Annotated in this window: 15 protein-coding genes; 6 read left to right on the top strand and 9 right to left on the bottom strand. The window is 73.8% G+C overall.

The window, feature by feature from the left end; all coding sequences use genetic code 11:
• Positions 1–75: 75 nt before the first annotated feature.
• Entirely contained in the window at positions 76–939 is an 864-nt protein-coding gene (locus C3492_RS11420) for a phosphotransferase enzyme family protein (protein ID WP_103811631.1), read from the top strand.
• A gap of 74 nt (positions 940–1013) precedes the next feature.
• Here C3492_RS11420 and C3492_RS11415 read toward each other — a convergent pair whose 3' ends face one another.
• The 4 genes from C3492_RS11415 to C3492_RS11400 form a co-directional block, all read right to left on the bottom strand.
• Positions 1014–1739, bottom strand: coding sequence for a 3'-5' exonuclease (locus C3492_RS11415; protein ID WP_103811630.1), 726 nt, complete (start codon positions 1737–1739; stop codon positions 1014–1016).
• A 161-nt stretch (positions 1740–1900) separates the two neighbouring features.
• Positions 1901–3139, bottom strand: coding sequence for an SAV2148 family HEPN domain-containing protein (locus C3492_RS11410; RefSeq protein ID WP_103811629.1), 1239 nt, complete (start codon positions 3137–3139; stop codon positions 1901–1903).
• Positions 3140–3256: 117 nt separating this feature from the next.
• Positions 3257–4603, bottom strand: coding sequence for a copper amine oxidase (locus tag C3492_RS11405; RefSeq protein ID WP_103811628.1), 1347 nt, complete (start codon positions 4601–4603; stop codon positions 3257–3259).
• Between the two features lie 53 nt (positions 4604–4656).
• Positions 4657–5469, bottom strand: a complete 813-nt coding sequence (locus C3492_RS11400) for a Tat pathway signal sequence domain protein (RefSeq protein WP_103811627.1) — start codon at positions 5467–5469, stop codon at positions 4657–4659.
• Positions 5470–5667: 198 nt separating this feature from the next.
• On the opposite strand from C3492_RS11400, the gene glgX reads away from it, so the two are divergent.
• Complete coding sequence (gene glgX, locus C3492_RS11390) at positions 5668–7779, top strand: glycogen debranching protein GlgX (RefSeq protein ID WP_103811626.1); 2112 nt, start codon at positions 5668–5670, stop codon at positions 7777–7779.
• A gap of 1014 nt (positions 7780–8793) precedes the next feature.
• Entirely contained in the window at positions 8794–11163 is a 2370-nt protein-coding gene (treY, locus tag C3492_RS11385) for a malto-oligosyltrehalose synthase (protein ID WP_181140320.1), read from the top strand.
• Between the two features lie 132 nt (positions 11164–11295).
• On the opposite strand, the gene C3492_RS11380 is transcribed toward treY, so the two are convergent.
• Positions 11296–12051 carry a dienelactone hydrolase family protein gene (locus C3492_RS11380; RefSeq protein WP_103811624.1) on the bottom strand — a complete coding sequence of 252 codons (756 nt, stop codon included), beginning with the start codon at positions 12049–12051 and terminating at the stop codon, positions 11296–11298.
• Between the two features lie 231 nt (positions 12052–12282).
• Positions 12283–13209, bottom strand: coding sequence for a LysR family transcriptional regulator (locus C3492_RS11375; protein ID WP_103811623.1), 927 nt, complete (start codon positions 13207–13209; stop codon positions 12283–12285).
• A gap of 100 nt (positions 13210–13309) precedes the next feature.
• Here C3492_RS11375 and lpdA point away from each other — a divergent pair, with 100 nt between their 5' ends.
• Positions 13310–14803, top strand: coding sequence for a dihydrolipoyl dehydrogenase (gene lpdA, locus C3492_RS11370; RefSeq protein ID WP_103811622.1), 1494 nt, complete (start codon positions 13310–13312; stop codon positions 14801–14803).
• 138 nt (positions 14804–14941) lie between these two features.
• Complete coding sequence (locus C3492_RS11365; protein ID WP_103811621.1) at positions 14942–16192, top strand: M14 family zinc carboxypeptidase; 1251 nt, start codon at positions 14942–14944, stop codon at positions 16190–16192.
• Between the two features lie 306 nt (positions 16193–16498).
• Here the strand turns inward: C3492_RS11365 and C3492_RS11360 are convergent, their stop codons facing one another.
• Both C3492_RS11360 and C3492_RS11355 read right to left on the bottom strand, forming a co-directional pair.
• Positions 16499–16912, bottom strand: coding sequence for an SSI family serine proteinase inhibitor (locus tag C3492_RS11360; RefSeq protein WP_181140319.1), 414 nt, complete (start codon positions 16910–16912; stop codon positions 16499–16501).
• Positions 16913–17022: 110 nt separating this feature from the next.
• Entirely contained in the window at positions 17023–17574 is a 552-nt protein-coding gene (locus C3492_RS11355; RefSeq protein ID WP_103811619.1) for a DUF1707 and FHA domain-containing protein, read from the bottom strand.
• Between the two features lie 177 nt (positions 17575–17751).
• Here C3492_RS11355 and treZ point away from each other — a divergent pair, with 177 nt between their 5' ends.
• Positions 17752–19497 (top strand): malto-oligosyltrehalose trehalohydrolase, encoded by a 1746-nt coding sequence (treZ, locus tag C3492_RS11350; protein WP_103811618.1) that lies wholly within the window; start codon positions 17752–17754, stop codon positions 19495–19497.
• A gap of 42 nt (positions 19498–19539) precedes the next feature.
• Here the strand turns inward: treZ and C3492_RS11345 are convergent, their stop codons facing one another.
• Positions 19540–20475, bottom strand: coding sequence for an aminoglycoside phosphotransferase family protein (locus tag C3492_RS11345; protein ID WP_103811617.1), 936 nt, complete (start codon positions 20473–20475; stop codon positions 19540–19542).
• Positions 20476–20489: the final 14 nt, after the last annotated feature.

The raw sequence follows: 20489 nt of genomic DNA, 5'->3' as shown, positions 1-20489 counted from the left end.
GCCGGCCTGGGCGAATGCGAGACTGGCCGAGGACCGGACAGACACGGCACGGGAAGACGGCACGGAGGCAGGACGATGGACGAGGCACGCGCGCGGGACGTACTGGCCGCGGCGGGAGTGCTGCCGGATCCGGCCCGGGACGCACGGCTCCTGGCCCTCGGGGAGAACGCGGTGTTCGCGGCCGGCGACCTGGTGGTGAAGGTGGGCCGGGACGCGGAGCTGCTGGGGCGGGCCGAGCGCGAGCTGGCCGTCGCGGGCTGGCTGGCCGAGGCGGACGTGCCCGCGGTTCGGGCGGCCGAGCCGAAGCCGCTGCTGGTGGACGGTCACCCGGTGACCGTGTGGCACCGGCTGCCGGATCCCGTACGGCCGGCCGAGCCGCGGGATCTGGCCGTCCTGCTGCGCGGGGTGCACGCACTGCCCTCTCCTCCCTTCGGGTTGCCGCCCCGCGATCTGCTGGGCGGCGTGGAACGCTGGCTGCGACTCGCGGGCGACGCGATCGACGCCGAGGACGCGGCCTTCCTCCGTGCGCGCCGCGACGGCTTCGCCGCCGAGGCGGCGGCGCTCACACCGCGTCTGACGCCGGGACCGATCCACGGGGACGCGCTGCCCCGCAATGTGCACGTCGGGCCGGACGGGCCGGTCCTGGTCGACCTGGAGACCTTCTCCGCCGATCTGCGCGAGCACGACCTGGTCGTCATGGCTCTCTCCCGCGACCGGTACGGGCTGCCCGCCGAGGCGTACGACTCCTTCACCGAGGCGTACGGGTGGGATGTGCGGGAGTGGGAGGGCTGCGCGGTTCTGCGGGGCGCCCGGGAGACGGCGAGCTGCGCGTGGGTGGCCCAGCACGCGCCGTCCAACCCCAAGGCGCTGGCCGAGTTCCGGCGCCGGGTGGCGTCGCTGCGGGACGGGGACGCGACGGTGCGGTGGTATCCCTTCTGAGGGTGCCCGCCGGACCCGGCCGGGCGCGACGATCGACCCCGCTGCCCGCCACGACGCGCCGCGGACCGGAACGGCTAGGCGGGCTGGCCCTCGGTCAGTTCCCTGAGCGGCCACCTGCCGTCGACCACCGCGTCCGCCTCCCCCTTGCGCCGCAGGAACGCCTGGAAGTCCGCCGCCCACTGCGCGTACCACTCGATCTGACGGCGGTGCAGTTCCGCCGGGCCCAGGGACGCTATCTTCGGGTGACGGTCGGCTATCGCGGACGCGAGCCGCGCCGCGGCGAGGGCGTCGGCGGTGGCGTTGTGGGCCGCGCCGAGGACTATGCCGTACTCGGCGCAGACCGCCTCCAGGTTCCGTTTGCCTCGGCGGTAGCGGTCGACCCAGCGGTCGATGGTGTACGGGTCGACGACCGGGGCGGGGTGGGTACCGTCCAGCCGGTCGGTCAGGGACGGCAGACCGTACCGCCGCAGTTCCGCCGAGAGCAGCGTGAGGTCGAACGCCGCGTTGTAGGCGACGACCGGAACGCCCGCCTTCCAGTACGACACCAGGACCTCGGCGATGGCGTCGGCCACCTGGTCGGCCGGGCGGCCCTCGGCCGTCGCGCGTTCGTTGCTGATGCCGTGCACGGCGACCGCGTCGGCCGGGATCTCCACGCCCGGATCGGCCAGCCATTCCCGGCGCCCCATGGGCTCACCGGCCTTGACCTCGATCACGGCGCCCGTGACGATGCGCGCCTCGCGCGGATCGGTCCCGGTCGTCTCCAGGTCGAAGCCGATCAGCAGCTCCCGGTGCCAGCCCATGGGCGGCCCCCCTTCTTGGTGGTGCTTTCCCCCAGTGGCCTCCACCATCGCACGCGGCACTGACAATCAGACGACAGCGTTCCGCTTCCGGGCCCCGGACCGGCCCGCACCCGGCCCCGCAACCCGCCGCCGCACCCGACCCCACACCCGGTCCCGGCCGTTCAGGACACCGGGCGCGAATCCGCCCAGGCCAGCTCGAATTCCTCGCGGTATGTCGGGAAGAGTCCGACTTCACCCACATCATCCGACTTGACCAGCCGGCTGCCGTTGCGCAGCACCAGCACCGGCGACTCCATCCCCCGCGCCCCGCGCAGATAGGACTGCACCACGGCGACGCCGTCGGCACCGTCGCCGTCCACCAGGTAGGCGGTGAAGCGGGGCGTCTCGTCGTACACCTGGATCTCGAACGCGCCCGGGTCGCGCAGCCGGGACCGCACCCGGCGCATGTGCAGGATGTTCATCTCCACCGAGCGGCTCAGTTCGCCCCGTTTCATCCCGAGTTCGCGTTCGCGGCGCTTGACCGAGCTGGAGGCCGGGTTGAGGAAGAGCAGCCGTACCCGGCAGCCGCTCTCCGCGAGCCGGACCAGGCGCCGCCCGGAGAAGTTCTGCACCAGCAGGTTCAGACCGATGCCGATGGCGTCGAGCCGGCGGGCGCCACCGAAGATGTCCTCGGCCGGGAACTGGCGCAGCAGCCGCACCCGGTCGGCGTGGACGGCGACGACGTCGGCGTACCGGTCGCCGACCAGGTCCTCGACCGCGTCGACGGGCAGCCGGCGCGCCGAGGGGACGTCACCGCCCGCGCCGAGCATCTCCAGCAGCCGGGCGGAGGCCCGTTCGGCCTGGCTGAGGACCGCCTCGGACAGGGCCCGGTTGCGGGAGACCACGTTGCGGGTGACCTCCAGCTCGTCCAGGGCGAGTTCGAGGTCCCGGCGCTCGTCGAAGTACGGCTCGAAACACGGCCAGTGCTGCACCACCAGCTCGCGCAGCTGGGGGAGGGTGAGGAAGCTGAGCACGTTGTCGTCGGCCGGGTCGAGCAAGTAGCCCTTGCGGCGGCTGACCTCGCGGACGGCGACCGCGCGCTGCACCCACTCCTGCCCGGCCGGCCCGGCCGCCGCCACCACCCACTCGTCGCCGTGGACGGGTTCGTAGATGGGCCGCAGCACGGCCGCCACGACCGCGCGCAGCCGCTGTTCGACGAGGTTCAGCCAGATGTAGGCCCGGCCGGCCCGCTGGGCGCGGGTGCGCACCTCGCGCCAGGCGTCGGCGTCCCAGTCCAGCTCCGGACCGATGGAACCCGCGTCCATCGGCCGGGCCAGGGACACCGCGCCGGGCGGGACGTCTGTGGAGTTCCCCTCGTGACCCTCGTCACCAGGAGGCAGCTCCAGCCCTCCCGAGCCCACCCGTGCACCGCCTTCCGCTCCCCCGGGCCTTTCCCGTCTCAACGATCAAGGAAGGGTACTCCGCGAGCGGTCGGCGGTGCAGCCGGATGGACAGGTCCGGTTTCCCGGCTGCTGTGCTCAACTACGCCATTCCCAGTGTCCGTTCTCCCATGCCAGCTCCTTCGGAGTGAGCGGATTCATAGCCGTGACGTCCCGCGGGGCGATGGAGAAGCCCTGCCAGTGCACCGGCATGGGCTGCTGGTCCTCGTCCCGGGCGATGTGGTGGAAACCGACGTTCACCCAGACCACGGGGTGTGTGAGGGCCTGGCCGCCCACCCACTTGTCGACCGACTTCGGGTGGCCGGTCGCGCACGTCGGGTTGTTGCTGGCGAACAGCTCGCACTTGTCGTACTCGGTGACGTACATGTCGTGCTTGGTGAAGCTGCGGCCCGGGTACTTGGTGGTCGGCCCGGGGACCAGCTCGTAGGAACGGGCGTGGCCGTCCTTGTTCTTGCCGGTGGCGCTGACCACCCGCCACCAGCGGTAGGTCTTGTAGTCGCCCGCGAGTTCCTTGCCGATCTTGGTGCGGGTGGTCCTGGCGGTCGGGCCCTCCCGTCCGGCGGGGGCGCTGACGGTGGAGTCGTACTGCTCGACCTTCGTCTTCGACGAGCCGTCGAGGCCGAAGTCGAGCCGCCAGAAGACGTTGTGACTGTGGCTGGTGGCGTAGTCCCGGGCACCCTTGCCGATGGGCCAGCCGCGTCCGTCCTGGGCGTTGTAGTCCTCGAAGGAGAGGCTGCCGGTCGCGCCGACGTTCATGTTGATCGTGCCGTCGTCCTGGAAGCGCCACTCGGTGATGTACTCGTACCAGCCGACCTGGTTGACCGTGTAGACCAGCAGGTCCTTGCCCTGCTGCTGGTAGGTCCTGCCCGACTGGAACAGGTCGTGCATCCGGTAGGCGTGGCCACGCGAACGGGTGGTCGTGCACAGGCCCTTGACGTTCGGGTGGCGCGGGTCGCCGTCCGGGACCTTGACGGTCTTGATGGTGCCGCCGGGACACTCGCCGGGCGACAGCTCCATCAGCTCCTGGGCGAAGTCCTGGCCCGTCAGGTCGTAGTACTCGTGCTTCCCGTCGTCGTACGGGACGTGGATCTGGCCGAGTCTGGCGCTGTTGAGGACCTTGATCGGCTTGGCCTCGCCCTTGGGCTGGTAGGAGATGTTCTCCAGGACGAGGCCGGCCTTGCTGTCGTAGCGCCAGCACATCCGCCAGGTCGTGCCGGTGGTGAGCTTCTGTTCGATCGTGTAGGCGGTGCTGCAGCCGGGGGCCGCCGCGGCCGGGGCGGTCCCCGGCCGGGCCGCGGCCGGACCGGCGAGGGTCGTCGCGCCGGCGGCCAGCGCGGCCAGGGACACGCCGACGGCTGCGGTCGTGCGGGCGGCGCGGCCGAGGCCTCGCGGCCGGACCGCGCCGGACAGGTGCTTCTCGGGCATGAAGAGGTGACTCCCTTACCGGAGTACGGGTGTGAAGGTCGGGCGGCGGCCGGTCAGCCGCGGTCGAGGGCGGCGGTCTTGCGGGCGCTCAGGTCGATCACGAGGTCCCTGGTGTCGATCCACGGACCGTTGCGCACCTTGGAGAACAGCCGCACGCACCGGTGGACGCCGCACTTGTCGAGCACCGCGGGCTGGGCGCCGGGCGAGGCCTCGTAGATCCCTCCGCTCAGCTCCAGTTGGTCCGGTGAGGCGAGTTCCTTGCCGGTGGCGTCCTTGTAGTCCGCCCTGAGTCCCGCGCCCAGCGGGCCGGCGATCAGGATGCGGGCCGCCTCGGCGTTCTCGGCGCGGCTTGGCGGCGGCTGGACGCCGCGCTGGGTGCCGGTCCGCTCGACCTCCCCGGTCCTCAGGTTGACGGTCCTGGTGACGAGTGTGTCGTTCTCGTAGTCGTAGAAGGCCACGTCCGCGCGCCGGGGCGCGTCCGGGTCGTCCGCCTCCGCGGCCTCCGGCTCGGCGAGGTCGACGCTCAGCCGCTGCGGTCCGCGGTCGCCGTCGACGTCCCGGGCCGTGGCCGAAAGCCGTCCCGCCGCGGCTATCTTCTCGACCCGCCGCAACTCGTCGTCGGTGAGCGGGTCACGGCCCGTGCCCTGCTTCTCCTCGGCCGGTGCCTGCTCCACGACGCCGGGCGGCGCGGCGTCCGGGTCCTGCCCGGCCTGCCGCGCGGCCCGCGTGCCGCCGCCGGCCCCTCCGGATTCGTCCGCTCCCGCCGTGCCCGGCAAGGTGACCGCGACCATCGCGGCGGTCCCCGCCGCCGCGAGGGCCGCACCGGTCAGTACTTTGCCCAGATGGCGGTGGACTGTCTCACGCACATTCTCCCCCTACTCCCCCTGGTCCCCGGGAGTACGTATCTGCCCCGCTGGTTCGGCGTACGGCGGGTACCAGAACCGCCGTGCGCACTGGTCACTGGATAAGAGGGCGGGCGAGCCACGGGAGGTTGCCTCACTTTCGGACGAGACTCGGGGCCAAGGCGGCCCACGGCGGACGGCACACCTGGGAGAGTCGTATCCATGCAGGTCTGGCCTGGAGAGGCGTATCCGCTCGGCGCCACCTATGACGGCGCCGGAACCAACTTCGCGGTCTTCACGGAGGCCGCGGACCGAGTAGAGCTGTGTCTGTTGCACGACGACGGCTCGGAGACGGCGGTGGAACTGCGCGAGAGCGACGCGTTCGTGCGGCACGCGTACGTGCCGGGCGTGATGCCGGGACAGCGGTACGGGTTCCGGGTGCACGGCCCGTACGACCCCGGACGCGGGCTGCGCTGCAACTCCGCGAAGCTGCTGCTCGACCCGTACGCGAAGGCGATCAGCGGGTCGGTCCGGTGGGGCGAGGAGGTGTACGGCTACCACTTCGGCGCGCCCGAGAGGCGCAACGACCTGGACTCGGCGCCGCACACCATGACGTCGGTGGTGATCAATCCCTACTTCGACTGGGGTGACGACCGCCCGCCGCGCACCGAGTACCACCACACGGTGATCTACGAGGCCCATGTCAAGGGCCTGACCATGCGTCACCCGGGACTCCCGGAGGAGCTGCGCGGCACCTACGCGGCCCTCGCCCACCCGGCGATCATCGAGCACCTGACCAAGCTCGGGGTGACCGCGCTCGAACTGATGCCCGTACACCAGTTCGTGAACGACCACCGGTTGGTCGACATGGGCTTGAACAACTACTGGGGCTACAACACCATCGGCTTCTTCGCCCCGCACAACGCGTACGCCTCCTGGGGCGACCGCGGCCAGCAGGTGCTGGAGTTCAAGTCGGCGGTCCGGGCGCTGCACGAGGCCGGGATCGAGGTCATCCTGGACGTGGTCTACAACCACACCGCCGAGGGCAACCACCTGGGTCCGACGCTGTCCTTCAAGGGCATCGACAACCCGTCGTACTACCGGCTGACGGAGGACCCGCGCTACTACATGGACACCACGGGCACCGGGAACTCGCTGCTCATGCGGTCCCCGCACGTGCTCCAGCTGATCATGGACTCGCTGCGGTACTGGGTCACCGACATGCACGTCGACGGCTTCCGCTTCGACCTCGCGGCGACCCTCGCCCGGCAGTTCCACGAGGTGGACCGGCTGTCGTCGTTCTTCGACCTGGTGCAGCAGGACCCGGTCGTCTCGCAGGTGAAGCTGATCGCCGAGCCGTGGGACGTGGGCGAGGGCGGATACCAGGTGGGCAACTTCCCGCCGTTGTGGACCGAGTGGAACGGCAAGTACCGGGACACGGTCCGGGACCTGTGGCGGGGCGAGCCGCGCACGCTCGCCGAGTTCGCCTCCCGGCTGACCGGTTCCTCCGACCTCTACCAGGACGACGGCCGCCGCCCGCTGGCCTCGATCAACTTCGTCACCTGCCACGACGGATTCACGCTGCACGACCTAGTGTCGTACAACGAGAAGCACAACGACGCGAACGGCGAGGACAACCGGGACGGCGAGAGCCACAACCGGTCGTGGAACTGCGGGGCGGAGGGGGAGACCGACGACCCGGAGGTGCTGCGGCTGCGCGCACGGCAGATGAGGAACTTCATCGCCACGCTGATGCTGTCCCAGGGCGTGCCGATGATCAGCCACGGCGACGAGTTCGCGCGCACCCAGCGCGGCAACAACAACGCCTACTGCCAGGACAACGAGCTGTCCTGGGTGGACTGGCCGGAGTCCCTGGAGAGCGACCTGCTGGAGTTCACGCGCGCGATGGTGTGGCTGCGCCGCGACCATCCCGTCCTGCGCCGGCGCCGCTTCTTCCACGGCCGTCCGGTGGAGGGCACCCACGACGAGCTGTCCGACATCGCCTGGTTCACCCCCGAGGGCGGGGAGATGACGCAGCGGGACTGGACCTCGGCGCAGGCGTCCGCGCTGACCGTGTTCCTGAACGGCAACGCCATCTCCGAGCCCGGCCCACGCGGCGAGCGCATCACCGACGACTCCTTCCTGCTGATGTTCAACGCCTCCCCCGAGCCGCTGGACTTCCTGGTGCCGGTCGACCACGGCCGCCAGTGGCAGGTGGTCGTCGACACGGCCCGCCCGGAAGGGGTCCCACCGGGAGCGGGCGCGAAGGTGGCGGCCGGTGACCGCATCACCCTGCCGGACCGTAGCTTGACGGTGCTGCAACGGCCGGCCTAGCGGTCGTGAGGTTCGCGCACCGCGGACAGCCGTCTCACTCACGCGCGCGTAGGGGTCGCTCGCCTGTGCCCCTGCGCGCGTGTCGGGTGCGCGGGACGTAGGCGCGGGGTGGCCGGCGTAGGCGCTGTACGCGCGCGTGGCCGGCGTAGGCGCTGTACGCGTGCGCTGCCCCGGTCCGCATGGGCGGGGCCGGGCGGCTCGGGCATCGCTTCCGCGCGGGCCGCCTCGGGTGAGGCAGGAGCGCCCATGACGCCGGGGTGCACGCGGGCTGCCGCCGCGTCCGCCTGGGGCGTGGGGGCCGTGGCTGTCCGGTGGAGAGCGGACACGGCGTCCTCGGCCTGGCACTCGGCGGCCTGGCCGCGGTGCTCGGCCATCCGGCTCACGCGCTGGGCGGCGCGGCGGCACCGGTGGCACTGGCGGCACCGGTGGCACCGGTGGCACTCCGCGGCAGGCCCGCCGCGTGCGTGCCGGCGTGCCCGCGAGGGCCGCGATGGCGCCCACGGCGGCCCCCGGGGGCCAGGACGGGCGCAGGCTGCCCGGTGACGTACCCGGCGACGAGAGAGGCCACGGCGGGCGCGTCGGCGAGCACCGCCCTCCGCTGCCCGTGCCGGTGCGCGAGCCGCCCCACCGGCGGTCCCCCGGCCACCTGGCCCAACGCGGGCGCGCCACCGGTCGGCCGGGCCGTGCCGGTCCGCGAGCCACCCCGCCAGGAGCCCCCGGGCCACCTGGCCCAACGCGGGGCCGCCACCGGTCGGCCGGACCGTGCCGGGGAACCGCCGGGGCGGGCGGACGGCGGCACACGGCCGAACCGGACGGCCGTCGCCGGCAGCCGCCCCGGGAGGGACCCGCGCGGCAGCAGCGGTCCCGGCAGGCCGGTCACCCGGCGGAGGGCGTCCCACGGACCGCACCGCCCCCGCTTCCCCGCCGCCCCCAGCGCTCGGCGCCGGACACGCGTGCGTGATCCGGGCACAGGTCGATGACACGAAAGACGGCGAGCGGGGTACGTAGCTTCCCATGACTTCTGCGCGACCCGGACCGGGGGTGCCCACGGCCACCTACCGGCTGCAGCTCCAGCCCGCGTTCCCGTTCGCCGCCGCCGAAGCGGCCGTACCGTACCTGGCGTCGCTCGGCGTCTCGCACCTGCACCTGTCCCCCGTCCTGGAGGCCGTCCCGGGCTCCGCGCACGGTTACGACGTCGTGGATCACACGCGCGTGCGTGCGGAGCTGGGCGGCGAGGAGGGGTTGCGCGCGCTGGCGCGCACGGCGCACGAGCACGGCCTCGGCCTGGTGGTGGACATCGTGCCGAACCACATGGCACTGGCGCCCCGGCACAACCCCGCCCTGTGGGAGGTGCTGCGCGAGGGACCCGACTCGCCGTACGCGCGCTGGTTCGACATCGACTGGAAGGCGCAGGGCGGCCGGGTGCTGCTGCCGGTGCTCGGCGGCCCGGTCGGCTCCGAGGCGGCGCACCTGGTGGTCGACGGTGATGTGCTGCGTTACCACGACCACGCCTTCCCGCTCCGCCCCGGCACCGAGCACCTGCCGCTGCCCCGGCTGCTGGACGCCCAGTGGTACCGCCCGGTGTGGTGGCGGCTGGCCCGCACCGAGCTGAACTACCGGCGGTTCTTCAGCATCTCGGAGCTGATCGGGGTGCGGGTGGAGGACCCGGAGGTCTTCGACGCCACGCACGGCACGATCCTGCGGCTGCTGGCGGAGGGCGTGTTCGACGGGCTGCGGATCGACCATCCCGACGGGCTCGCCGACCCCGACGGCTACCTCGCGCGGCTGCACGAGGCGACCGGCGGGCGCTGGACGGTCGTGGAGAAGATCCTGGCCGACGGCGAGCACCTGCCGGCCTCCTGGCCCGTCGCGGGCACCACGGGCTACGACGCCCTGCGGCACGTCGACGGCCTGTTCACGGACCGTACCGGGGCGTACGAACTGCTGGGCCGCTACCGGGCCTTCGCGGCCCCGCAGACCGACCGGGGCGGCAACTGGGAGGCCACGGTCCGGCGGGCGGCGTACAAGGTGCTCACGCACGAGCTGGCCACCGAGACGGACCGGCTCACCCGGGTGGCGGCCCGGCTGTGCGCCGCCTCGCCCGACCTCTCGCTGCGCGACCGCGCGCCCTGGGCACTGCGGACGGCCGTGGAGGAGCTGCTCGTCCGGATGCGGGTCTACCGGCCGTACGCCTCCGGTGACGCGTCTGCCGTGATCACCGAGGGGGCCGCCGAGGAGGCCCGGCTGGCCTTCGTGGTGCCCGAGGAGGCCGAGGCCGTCGGCGTCGTGCGCCGGCTGCTGGTCGAGCCGCCCGGTGACCCGTCGGCGCCGGACCACGCCGACCGGGTGGAGTTCCGCACCCGGTTCGCGCAGACCGCGTCGGCGCTGCGTGCCAAGTCAGTGGAGGACACGGCGTTCTACCGCTACGTGCCGCTGCTGTCGGCGACCGAGGTGGGCGGCGACCCGGGCAGCCCGGGGGTGTCCGCGGAGGAGTTCCACGCGTACTGCGCGCGCGTGCAGCGCGATTGGCCGCTCACCGGCACGGTCGTCTCCACGCACGACACCAAGCGCAGCGCGGACGTGCGCGCCGCGCTGGCCGTGCTCACCGAGTGCCCGGACCGCTGGGCGGAACTGCTCGCCGAGGTGACCCTGCCCGAGGAGGGCGTACCGGACGGACAGCTGGCCTGGGCGGCCTGGCAGACGGTCTTCGGGCTGGGACCGGCCGACGAGGAACGGGTCCAGCAGGCGCTGCTGAAGCATGTGCGCGAGGCGGGCATGTACACCAGCTGGACGGAACAGGAACCGCCGTACGAGGAGGCGGTGGCGTCCTTCGTCGCCGCCGGGCCGTGCGGGCCGCCCGGCGAGCGCGTGGCGGCGTTCCGGAAGGCGTTGGAGCCGTACGTGCGGGCCAATGTCCTCGGCACCGCGCTGGTCCATCTGACGATGCCGGGGGTGCCGGACGTGTACCAGGGCACGGAGGGCGAGTACCGGGCGCTGGTGGATCCGGACAACCGGCGGCCGGTGGCGTACCCGCCGGAGGCGCCCGGCGAGAAGGACGCGCTGACGACGGCGGCGCTGCGGCTGCGCGCCCGGCGCCCGGAGGCCTTCGGCGCGGGCGCGTCGTACGACCCGCTGACGGCGGAGGGCCCGGCGGCCGACCACTGCCTGGCGTTCGCCCGCTCCGGATCGGTGGTCACGGTGGTGACCCGGCTGTCCCTGCGGCTCTCGGAGGCGGGCGGGTGGCGGGACACCCGTCTGCCGCTCCCGCCGGGCCGCTGGGCGGACGTCCTCGTCCCGGGCCGGGAGTTCACCGGCCAGGCTTCCGTGGCGGAGCTCCTGGACCGACTGCCGGTGGCACTGCTGGAACGGGTGGCGGAGGACTGAGGGCGCCGGGCCGGCCCAGCGGGCGAGTGGGGCGCGCGGCAGCTCGGCGGAGGGTTGCCCTCCGGATGGCCGCGCGCGGGCGGTCGTACGCCGACACGCCAGAAATGTGCCGCGGCGACCGGTAAGCACTGGTCAGCGGGTGGCCGAGCTCGGACTGACCGGATCCTCCGTCACGGGCAGGCACTCGGAGAGCAGGTCGACGACGTCGCGCCAGGCTCGCTGCGCGTGCCGTGGGTGGTAGCCGACGCCGGGGACCACGGGGTGGTCGACCGGCGGGTGGTGGAAGGCGTGCAAGGCGCCGCCGTAGACCACGAGGCGCCAGTCGACGCCCGCGGCCTGCATCTCGGCGGTGAACGCGGCCCGTTGTGCGGGCGGCATGATCGGGTCTTCCGACCCGACCCCGGCCCACACCGGGCAGCGAATGCGCGCCGCCTCGCCCGGTCGGCCCGTGGTCAGCGCGTTGACCGTCCCGATCGCGCGCAGGTTGACGCCGTCGCGCCCGAGTTCCAGCCCGATGGCGCCCCCGGTGCCGTACCCGACGGCGGCGATCCGGTCGGGGTCGGTCCGCGGTTCGGCGCGCAACACGTCGAGCGCCGCATGACCGATGCCCCGCATCCGGTCGGGATCAGCGAGCAGCGGCATGCAACGGGCCAGCATCTCCTCGGGGTCACCCAGATAGCGCCCGCCGTGAAGGTCGAAGGCCAGCGCCACATATCCCAGCTCGGCGAGAGCGTCGGCCCGGCGGCGCTCGACGTCGCTGAGCCCCATGCCCTCCGGTCCGAGCAGCACCGCGGGACGGCGGTCGGCACCGGCCGGGAGCGCGAGGTGCCCGGTCATCGTCAGACCGTCGGCCGGATACTCGACCGTGCGCGTCGTGATCGTTGTCATGAGTCTGGACCGTAGTGATCGTCGAGCCCGGTCCGGCCGGAGTTCTGCGGCCGGCAGAACAGCCCGGGGTGCAGGATTCTGGCGTGTACCGGCCCGGCCCCCTGAAGGGGCGTCACAGCCAGGCACCTCACAGTTCAGGCGGCCTGGTCGAGTCCGCCGCGTGTCTCGGTCACACCCCGAGCGCAGCCGCCCGGCGCACCGCTGCCCCTGCGCGCGGCTTCCCGCACGCCGTCACGCCGCGGGCGGCTCGCAGTCCTCGTGCGGGCCGTGGGAGCTCGGGGGTGGCCAGGCGGCGCGCAGGAGGACCATGAAGGCCGCGGCGGCGCCCGTGGGCGGCACGCGCGCGTAGACGGTCAGGGGGCGCTTCCAGGGCGGGTCGGGGGTGAGGACCACGCAGTCCTCGCCGACGGCGCCGCGCACGATGTGGGCGGGCGCGGCGCACACCCCGACGCCGGCGGCGGCCATGCGGACGGCCGTGGAGGTGTGCTCGGTCCACACGGCGGTGCGGGGCCGGAATCCGGCGTTCCCGCAGGCCCGGTCGAGGAAGCGTTCGCCGTGCACGACGGGTTCCATGGCGCAGCGGATCCAGGCGTGGTCGGCGAGTTCCGGGAGGGTGACCGTCGTACGCCCCGCGAGCCGGTCGTCGAAGGGCACGACGAGGACGACCTCCTCCTCGCCGACGGGCACGACGGTGCCGGGCCGCCCGGCCGGCTCCGGGCCGACGGCGAGGTCGGCGGTGCCGCGCTGCACCGCCTCCTCCAGGGCCTCGGCGGTGGCGTACTCGTGCAGGCGCAGCAGGACCCGGGGGTGAGCCGCGCGCCAGCGGGCGAAGACGTCGGGCAGGGGGCCGACCGCGATGGAGTGCAGGGCCGCGATGTGCAGCTCGCCGCCCTCGGCGCCGGCGGTGGCGCGGGCGGCGCGGCGGGCCTGGGCAGCGCTGCGGACGGCGAGTTCGGCGTGCGGCAGGAAGGCACGGCCCATCGGGGTGAGCCGCACGCCCCGGGGAAGGCGCTCCAGCAGTGCGCCGCCGACCGACTTCTCCAGTGCCTTGATCTGGTGGGAGAGCGCGGACTGGGTGACGTGCAGGGCGTCCGCCGCGCGCGTGAACGACGCCTCCCGGACGACCGTCACGAAGTACTCCATCTGGCGCAGGCTCACGTCCCCGGACCCTTCCCCGCCCTGGCATGAAGATCGTGCATGGAGTCCACAAGAACATTGCCTTGGACTCATGACAAGGGGTGGACGGAGGGTGGATGCCATGACCATCGACACGGGCATCACCACATCCGACGTGATCGTCGTCGGCGGCGGCACCGGCGGTTACAGCACCGCCCTGCGCGCGGCCGGCCTGGGCCTGGACGTCACCCTCGTCGAGCGCGACAAGGTCGGCGGAACGTGCCTGCACCGGGGCTGCATCCCCAGCAAGGCGATGCTGCACGCCGCCGAGCTGGTCGACGGGATCGCCGAGGCCCGCGAGCGCTGGGGCGTGAAGGCGACCGTGGACTCCGTCGACTGGGGAGCGCTGACGGCCACGCGCGACGACATCGTGGCGCGCAACCACAAGGGGGTCGAGGCGCATCTCGCGCACGCGGGCGTGCGGGTGGTGCGGGGCAGCGCACGGCTGACCGGGGCACGTACGGTGCGGGTGGAGAGCGTGGGTACGAACCGTGCGCCGGGCGTGCGTACGGAGGGTTCGCCCGGCGTGCGTACCGAGAGTGCGCCCGGCGTGCACGATCTCACCGCGCGCCGTGCGCTCGTCCTCGCGACCGGCTCCCGCCCGCGCACGCTCCCGGGACTCGATCCGGACGGACGGCGCGTGGTGACGAGCGACGACGCCCTGTTCGCGCCGGGGCTCCCGGCATCGGTCCTGGTGCTGGGCGGGGGCGCGATCGGGGTGGAGTACGCCTCCTTCCACCGGTCCATGGGCGCCCAGGTCACCCTGGTGGAGGCCGCCGCCCGGATCGTGCCGCTGGAGGACGCCGACGTCAGCCGGCATCTGACACGCGGTCTGAAGAAGCGCGGGATCGACGTCCAGGCGGGCGCGCGGCTGCTGGACGCGGAGCTGCTGGAGAACGGCGTACGCGCGCGTGTGCGCACCGCCCGGGGAGAGACCCGGACGGTGACGGTGGAGCGGCTGCTGGTGGCCGTCGGCCGGGCTCCCGTCACCGAGCGCCTCGGCCTGGACGCGGCCGGGCTGACGACGGACGAGCGGGGGTTCGTCGTACCGGCGGACTGGAGCCGGCTGGAGACGGCCGTGCCCGGCGTCCACGTCGTCGGCGACCTGCTGCCGCCGCCGTCGCTCGGCCTCGCCCACGCCTCGTTCGCGGAAGGCCTGCTGGTGGCCGAGACCGTGGCGGGGCTGGAGTCGCCGCCGGTCGACTACGCGGCCGTGCCCCGGGTGACGTACTCCTCGCCGCAGACCGCCTCGGTGGGGCTGAGCGAGGCCGAGGCACGCGCGCGTGGGGAGGAGGTCGACGTCAACACGATGCCGCTGACCGCCGTCGCCAAGGGGATGGTGCACGGCCAGGGCGGCATGGTGAAGGTCGTGGCGGAGGCCGGCGGCGGGCAGGTGCTCGGCGTCCACCTCGTCGGCCCCAACGTGTCGGAGATGATCGCCGAGAGCCAGCTGATCGTCGGCTGGGACGCCGAGCCCTCGGACGTGGCCCGGCACGTGCACGCGCACCCCACCCTGTCGGAGGCGGTGGGCGAGGTGTTCCTGACGCTCGCGGGACGCGGCCTGCACCAGCAGTGAGCCCACGGAACGCGGGGGCCCCGGCGGGGGCGGGCCCTCGCGTCCGGGCGCCCCCGGGAGCCTCCTCCGCCGGATGCTTGACAGTTCACCCTTCGCGTGGGGGACTGGGAGGTGCGAAGCCGGGCGGACAAGTCGGGGGTGAGTCCTCTGCCGGAGCTGCGCTATCCCAGCGTTCCCGAACTGGTCGCCGCCGCTCAGGCGTTGGCGGCTCAGGAACCCGGGCTGTGCGCGCTGCGTCAGGTGGGCGTCTCGCGCGCGGGAAGACCCTTGCACCTGCTGTCGGTGGGACACGCCCGCCGCGCGGTGCTCGTGGTGGCGGGCGCGCACGCCAACGAGCCGACGGGCGGCTCCACCCTGCGGGTGCTCGCCGAAAGGGTGCTGGCAGAACGCGAGTTGCGGGCGGACACCTCCTGGCACTTCCTGCTGTGCGCGGACCCGGACGGCGCGAGTCTGCATGTCACCCCGGCGCCGCGCAGCCTGCTCGACTACCACCTCGGCTTCTACCGGCCGACGGGTGCGGAGCAGCCGGAGTGGTCGCCGTCGGTGCTGCCGCCGGACCGGCTGCCGCCCGAGACACGGACGCTGACCGGGGTCATCGACGAACTGCGCCCGTATCTCCAGGTGACCCTGCACGGCACCGATCTGGGCGGGAGCTGGGTGCAGTTGACCAAGGACGTGCCGGGTCTCGCCGAGCCGTTCGCCAAGTCCGCGGCGCAGCTGCACATCCCGGTGGAGACGGGGGCCTCGGACGCGGCGGGCTGGCCGGCCTCCGGTCCCGGTGTCCATGTGATGCCCGGCCCGGAGACGGGCGTGGCCTACCCGAGCCTGCCGGACGACGCCCGGCACAGCACCTGGTACCACGCGCACCGGTACGGCGGTCTGACGGCCGTGGTGGAGGTGCCGATGTGGGCCAGCGACCTGGTGGACGACCCGGCGCCGCACCCGGCACCGGCGGCGGCCATGCGGCGGCTGGCCACGCGGCTGCTGCGGGACTCCCGGGAGGTCGAGCGGATCCTCGCCGAGGCGCTGCCCCGGCTGGAGGGCGCGGACGGGCCACTGCTGCGGGCCGCGCAGTGGGCCCTGGAGCTGATCCCGGGCCTCGCGGAGGACTGGACCCACACGTCCCCGGCGGGCACGACGATGGCGTACGTCGGCAGTGTCGACGCGTTCGGACGGCGACTGCCGCTGCGGGCGGCGGCGATGCTGCTGCGGGTGCTGCGGGAGGCGGACGACCGGGCGGCGCCGCGTCTGGAACAGCTCGTGGCCACCTGGTGCGACGCCTTCGCGGAACGCTTCCGGGCCCGCTGGGTGCCGTTGGAGCACCAGGTGGAGCACCAGTCCCGGACGGTACTGGTGGCGGCCCAGCAGGCCCGCGACCAGGCGGCGTGACCCGAGGGCGACACGGGTACGCGGAACCGGCGCACGGGGAAGCCGCGCCCGTCGGCACGCCGAACTGGCGGCATGAGCCGAGGGGCGGAGGCGGGCGCCCTGAGCCGAATGGCGGGGCCGGACGCCCTGAGCCGAGGGAGGCGGGCGCCCTGAGCCGAGGGAGGCGGGCGCCCTGAGCCGACGCGCCGAGCAGGCGTGCAAGCCCGCGCGCGGAGCGAACGGGGGCGTGCACCGGGCGCCGCCCGCGCCGAACCCGCGTCGGCTCACGCCCCCCAACGCGCCGCCCCCTGCTCATCGCCCCGCCCGTCAGCCGTCCAGGGCGAAGACCGACCCCGTCCGCGCCCGCATCACGCACACGCTGGTGTACGTGTCCCGGAAGTCGACCGACCGCCCGTCCCACCGCCCGCGCGCCTGGACCGTCACCGGGGCGAAGATCATCGGGCAGAAGACCTGCTCGGCCGGGATGCGGTCGATGGCACCGCCGGCGGCGGCCAGTTCCGCGCAGGCCTCGGAGGCGCGCGCATGGCCCTGGGGCGGGTCGCACAGCAGCAGCGTGTCGCGGGTGTCGCCGGACCGGGCGTCGCCCTTGGTGACCGTGAGGTGGAGCCAGTTGCCCGGGAGGACGTCACGGGAGGCCGCCTGGGCCGGACCCGCGGTGAGGAGGCCGGCCGCGGTCAGCAGGGCACCGGCCGCCGCTGCCGCTCTGGTGATGTACGTCATGCCCCGTTGCATCGGCACGGCGGCCCGCCTTCCGCAGTGCGGCTCACCCGATCGGTACCGCACACGCGCGTGGCGGCGCGCCCGTCCGAACAGGACCGGCCGGGCAGGACTCAGCTCGCCGCGAGCCGGAACACCATCCTGCCGAAGGCGACCTGGTCACCCTCGCGGACGACGACGGCCCCGATCACCCGGCGGCCGTTGACGGTGGTGCCGTTGGTCGAGCCCAGGTCCCTGAGGACCCACAGGCCGCCCTGGTGGCGGAGTTCGGCGTGCACGCGGGAGACGGTCTCGTGGTTCAGGCGCAGCCCGTTCGCGGGGTCGCGGCCGATGCGCAGCAGATGGGTGTGCGCCGGATGCGGCAGCAGCAGCTTGGGCAGCCGCTCGGCCTGCCAGGCCCGCCGCAGTCGTACCGTGAACCCGGAGACGGCCTCCACGGTGCCGAGGACCACGCGGGAGAAGCGGTTCTCCCGGGGCAGGTCGGCGACGAGGGCGGCGAGTTCGTCGGAGCGGCGCGCGGCGAGCGCCAGTTCCATGCGGCGCACGAACGTGTCGTGCGAGAGCCGGCCCATGGCGACGCCGTCGCGCAGCACCCGCAGCGCCTGGTCGCGCTCCGCGTCGGACAGGCGCGCGGGGTAGGTGGAGAACTCGAAGGACGACGTCACGCTGGTGATTGTCGGGCAGTGAACCCCGGGTGTCCAGAAATCGGGGAATCGGTGCCGGTCCGTGGGTACTTCCGCGACACCTGCCGGCAAAGGGCCGATTCGAGAGCGGATTGATCGTCCGGGGCGGCACGATGGAGACGCGGGACATCACGGTGAGCAGACGAAGGGGAACCGTCCGTGCAGTTCGAGGTGTGGGCACCGCAGGCAGAACGAGTGACGCTCCATTGCGAGGGCACCGCGCGCGCGTTGGCGCGCGATCCCGCGCGCGGGGGGTGGTGGACGGGCGAGGCGGAGGCCGGGGACGGCGCCCGGTACGGGTTCGCGCTGGACGACGGCCCCGTGCTGCCCGACCCGCGCTCGCGCCGCCAGCCGGACGGTCCGGACGGGCTGAGCGCGGTCGTGGACCACGAGCGGTACGCGTGGCGGGCGCCGTGGGCGGGGCGCGGGCTGCCGGGCGCGGTGCTGTACGAGCTGCACGTGGGCACGTACACCCGGGAGGGCACCCTGGACGCCGCCGCCGCCCGCCTGGACCACCTGGTGGAACTGGGCGTGACGCACGTGGAGTTGATGCCGCTGTGTCCCTTCCCGGGGCGGCACGGCTGGGGCTACGAGGGCGTGTCGCTGTGGGCGGTGCACGAGCCGTACGGCGGTCCGGAGGCCCTGAAACGCTTCGTGGACCGGGCGCACGAACTCGGTCTGGGCGTCGTCCTGGACGTCGTGCACAACCACTTGGGGCCCACCGGGAACTATCTGCCCCGGTTCGGGCCGTACTTCACGGACACGCACACCACGCCGTGGGGTTCGGCGGTGAACCTGGACGCGCCCGGCTCGGACGAGGTCCGGGCCTTCCTCCTCGGCAGCGCGCTGGCGTGGCTGCGGGACTACCGGATCGACGGTCTGCGGCTGGACGCGGTGCACACGCTGTACGACACACGCGCGTGCCACTTCCTGGAGGAGCTGTCGGCGGCGGTCGACGGCCTCGCCGAGGAGGTGGGCAGGCCGCTGTTCCTGATCGCCGAGTCGGACATGAACAACCCGCGCTTCATCACCCCGCGCGCGGAGAACGGCCTGGGACTGCACGCGCAGTGGAACGACGACTTCCACCACGCCCTGCACGCCACGCTGACCGGTGAGTCCCAGGGCTACTACGCCGACTTCGCCCGCGATCCCTTCGCCGCGCTCGCCAAGACGCTCACCGGCGGCTGGTTCCACGACGGCACGTACTCCAGCTTCCGGGGCCGCCGTCACGGCCGGCCGCTGGACCGCGCGCGCGTGGCCGGACACCGGCTGCTCGGGTACAGCCAGACCCACGACCAGGTCGGCAACCGCGCCCAGGGCGACCGGCTCTCCGCGCACCTCTCCCCCGGCCTGCTGGCCTGTGCGGCCGCGCTGACCCTGACCGCCCCGTTCACACCGATGCTGTTCATGGGCGAGGAGTGGGCGGCGGGCACGCCCTGGCAGTTCTTCACCGACCACACCGACCCCGAGCTTGCCGAGGCGGTACGGCAGGGCAGGCGCCGGGAGTTCGCCGCGCACGGGTGGGCCGAGGAGGACGTGCCCGACCCGCAGGACCCGGCGACCCGCGAGCGGTCCTGCCTGGACTGGTCGGAGCCGGAACGCGAGCCCCACGCGCGCGTGCTGGCCTGGTACCGGAAGCTCATCGCGCTGCGCCACGCCCAGCCCGACCTCACCGACCCGGACCTCGCCGACACGAAGGTCGCCTACGACCAGGACGCTCGCTGGCTGGCCTTCCGGCGCGGCGACGTACGGGTGGCGGTGAACCTGGGCAAGGAGCCGGCGGCGATCCCGCTGGGCACCGGCAGGGTGGAGATCCTCGCGGCCTGGGACCCGGTCGAGGCGCCGGGCGGGGACGGGCTGCTCCAGGTGCCCGGGGAGTCGTGCGTGGTGCTGACGCAGCCCTGAGGGACGGTGCCGGCGCAGCCCTGAGGGGCCCTGGCGGTCCCGTCAGGGCTCCGGCTCGTCCTCCTGGAGGTCGGTCACCCGCTCCAGCAGGATCGGCTCCCAGGCGCGCCGCAGCTGGGTCCGCAGCAGGGGCAGGGAGCCGGTCGTACGGCCGTCCAGGCGGTCGGTGAGGCGGATGACGGTGTCGCAGCGGGCCAGCCACAGGCCGCGCAGGCAGGGGCGGGCGCCGTAGCCGGCGAGGGTGGCGGCGCGCACGGCCGGCGGGGAGCCGACGGCGACGGCGAGTCCGGCGATGTCCTCGGCGGGGTCGCCGAGGGACGCCGCGGTCCAGTCCAGGATGCCGCGCACCCGTCCGTCGGCGCTGACCAGCACATGCGCGCCGGTGAGCCCGTGGTGGGTGAGGACGGCGGAACCGGGCTGTGCGGCGAGCTGGGCCGCGCCGGGCGGGGTCAGCTGGTGCAGCCGGGCGGCGTCGAACTCGTCGGCGGCGGCGAGCCGTTCGGCCGCGTGCACGGCCATCCGGCGCAGCGCCTCCAGCGAGCGCGGGGCGATGCGCGGCACGCCGAGCGCCTCGGCCTGGCGGGCCGGCACCGTGCGCAGCCCGCTGAGCAGCCCGGCGAGGTCGGCCTCGCCGACGGCGGAGACGTCGTACTCGTCGGCCGTGCCGCCGGGCACCCGGGTGTCGAGGGTGTAGGCGAGACCGGGCGCCCAGTCGCCGTGCGCGACGCTGGTCGGGACGGCGACGGGCACCTGCGGGCGGACCAGCTCGCGCAGGCGCAGTTCGCGGCGGCGGCGGACGGAGGCCTCGCGGTCGGGCGCGAGGCGCAGCACATGACGGCTGCCGACCCACCAGGTGTGTTCGCGGTCCTCGGTCACGGGCCGCACATCGGGTCCCCGCGTGCCGTCGCCGCCCTCCTTGAGCAGCGAGCGGACCAGTGCGCGGACGGTGTCCGCGGTGGGTGTCGGTGCCTGGGTCATGGATCGCACGTCGC

It is taken from the genome of Streptomyces sp. Ru62 (assembly GCF_002920615.1).
Classification (GTDB): domain Bacteria; phylum Actinomycetota; class Actinomycetes; order Streptomycetales; family Streptomycetaceae; genus Streptomyces.
The sequence above is the reverse complement of the archived record's forward strand: the minus strand, read 5'-3'. Positions and strand labels throughout refer to the sequence as shown.

Excerpts from the sequence above, each read along its gene's own strand:
- C3492_RS11420 (WP_103811631.1), top strand. The coding sequence starts at position 76 with ATGGACGAGGCACGCGCGCGGGACGTACTGGCCGCGGCGGGAGTGCTG.
- C3492_RS11415 (WP_103811630.1), bottom strand. The coding sequence starts at position 1,739 with ATGGGCTGGCACCGGGAGCTGCTGATCGGCTTCGACCTGGAGACGACC.
- C3492_RS11405 (WP_103811628.1), bottom strand. The coding sequence starts at position 4,603 with ATGCCCGAGAAGCACCTGTCCGGCGCGGTCCGGCCGCGAGGCCTCGGC.
- glgX (WP_103811626.1), top strand. The coding sequence starts at position 5,668 with ATGCAGGTCTGGCCTGGAGAGGCGTATCCGCTCGGCGCCACCTATGAC.
- treY (WP_181140320.1), top strand. The coding sequence starts at position 8,794 with ATGACTTCTGCGCGACCCGGACCGGGGGTGCCCACGGCCACCTACCGG.
- C3492_RS11380 (WP_103811624.1), bottom strand. The coding sequence starts at position 12,051 with ATGACAACGATCACGACGCGCACGGTCGAGTATCCGGCCGACGGTCTG.
- lpdA (WP_103811622.1), top strand. The coding sequence starts at position 13,310 with ATGACCATCGACACGGGCATCACCACATCCGACGTGATCGTCGTCGGC.
- C3492_RS11360 (WP_181140319.1), bottom strand. The coding sequence starts at position 16,912 with ATGACGTACATCACCAGAGCGGCAGCGGCGGCCGGTGCCCTGCTGACC.
- C3492_RS11345 (WP_103811617.1), bottom strand. The coding sequence starts at position 20,475 with ATGACCCAGGCACCGACACCCACCGCGGACACCGTCCGCGCACTGGTC.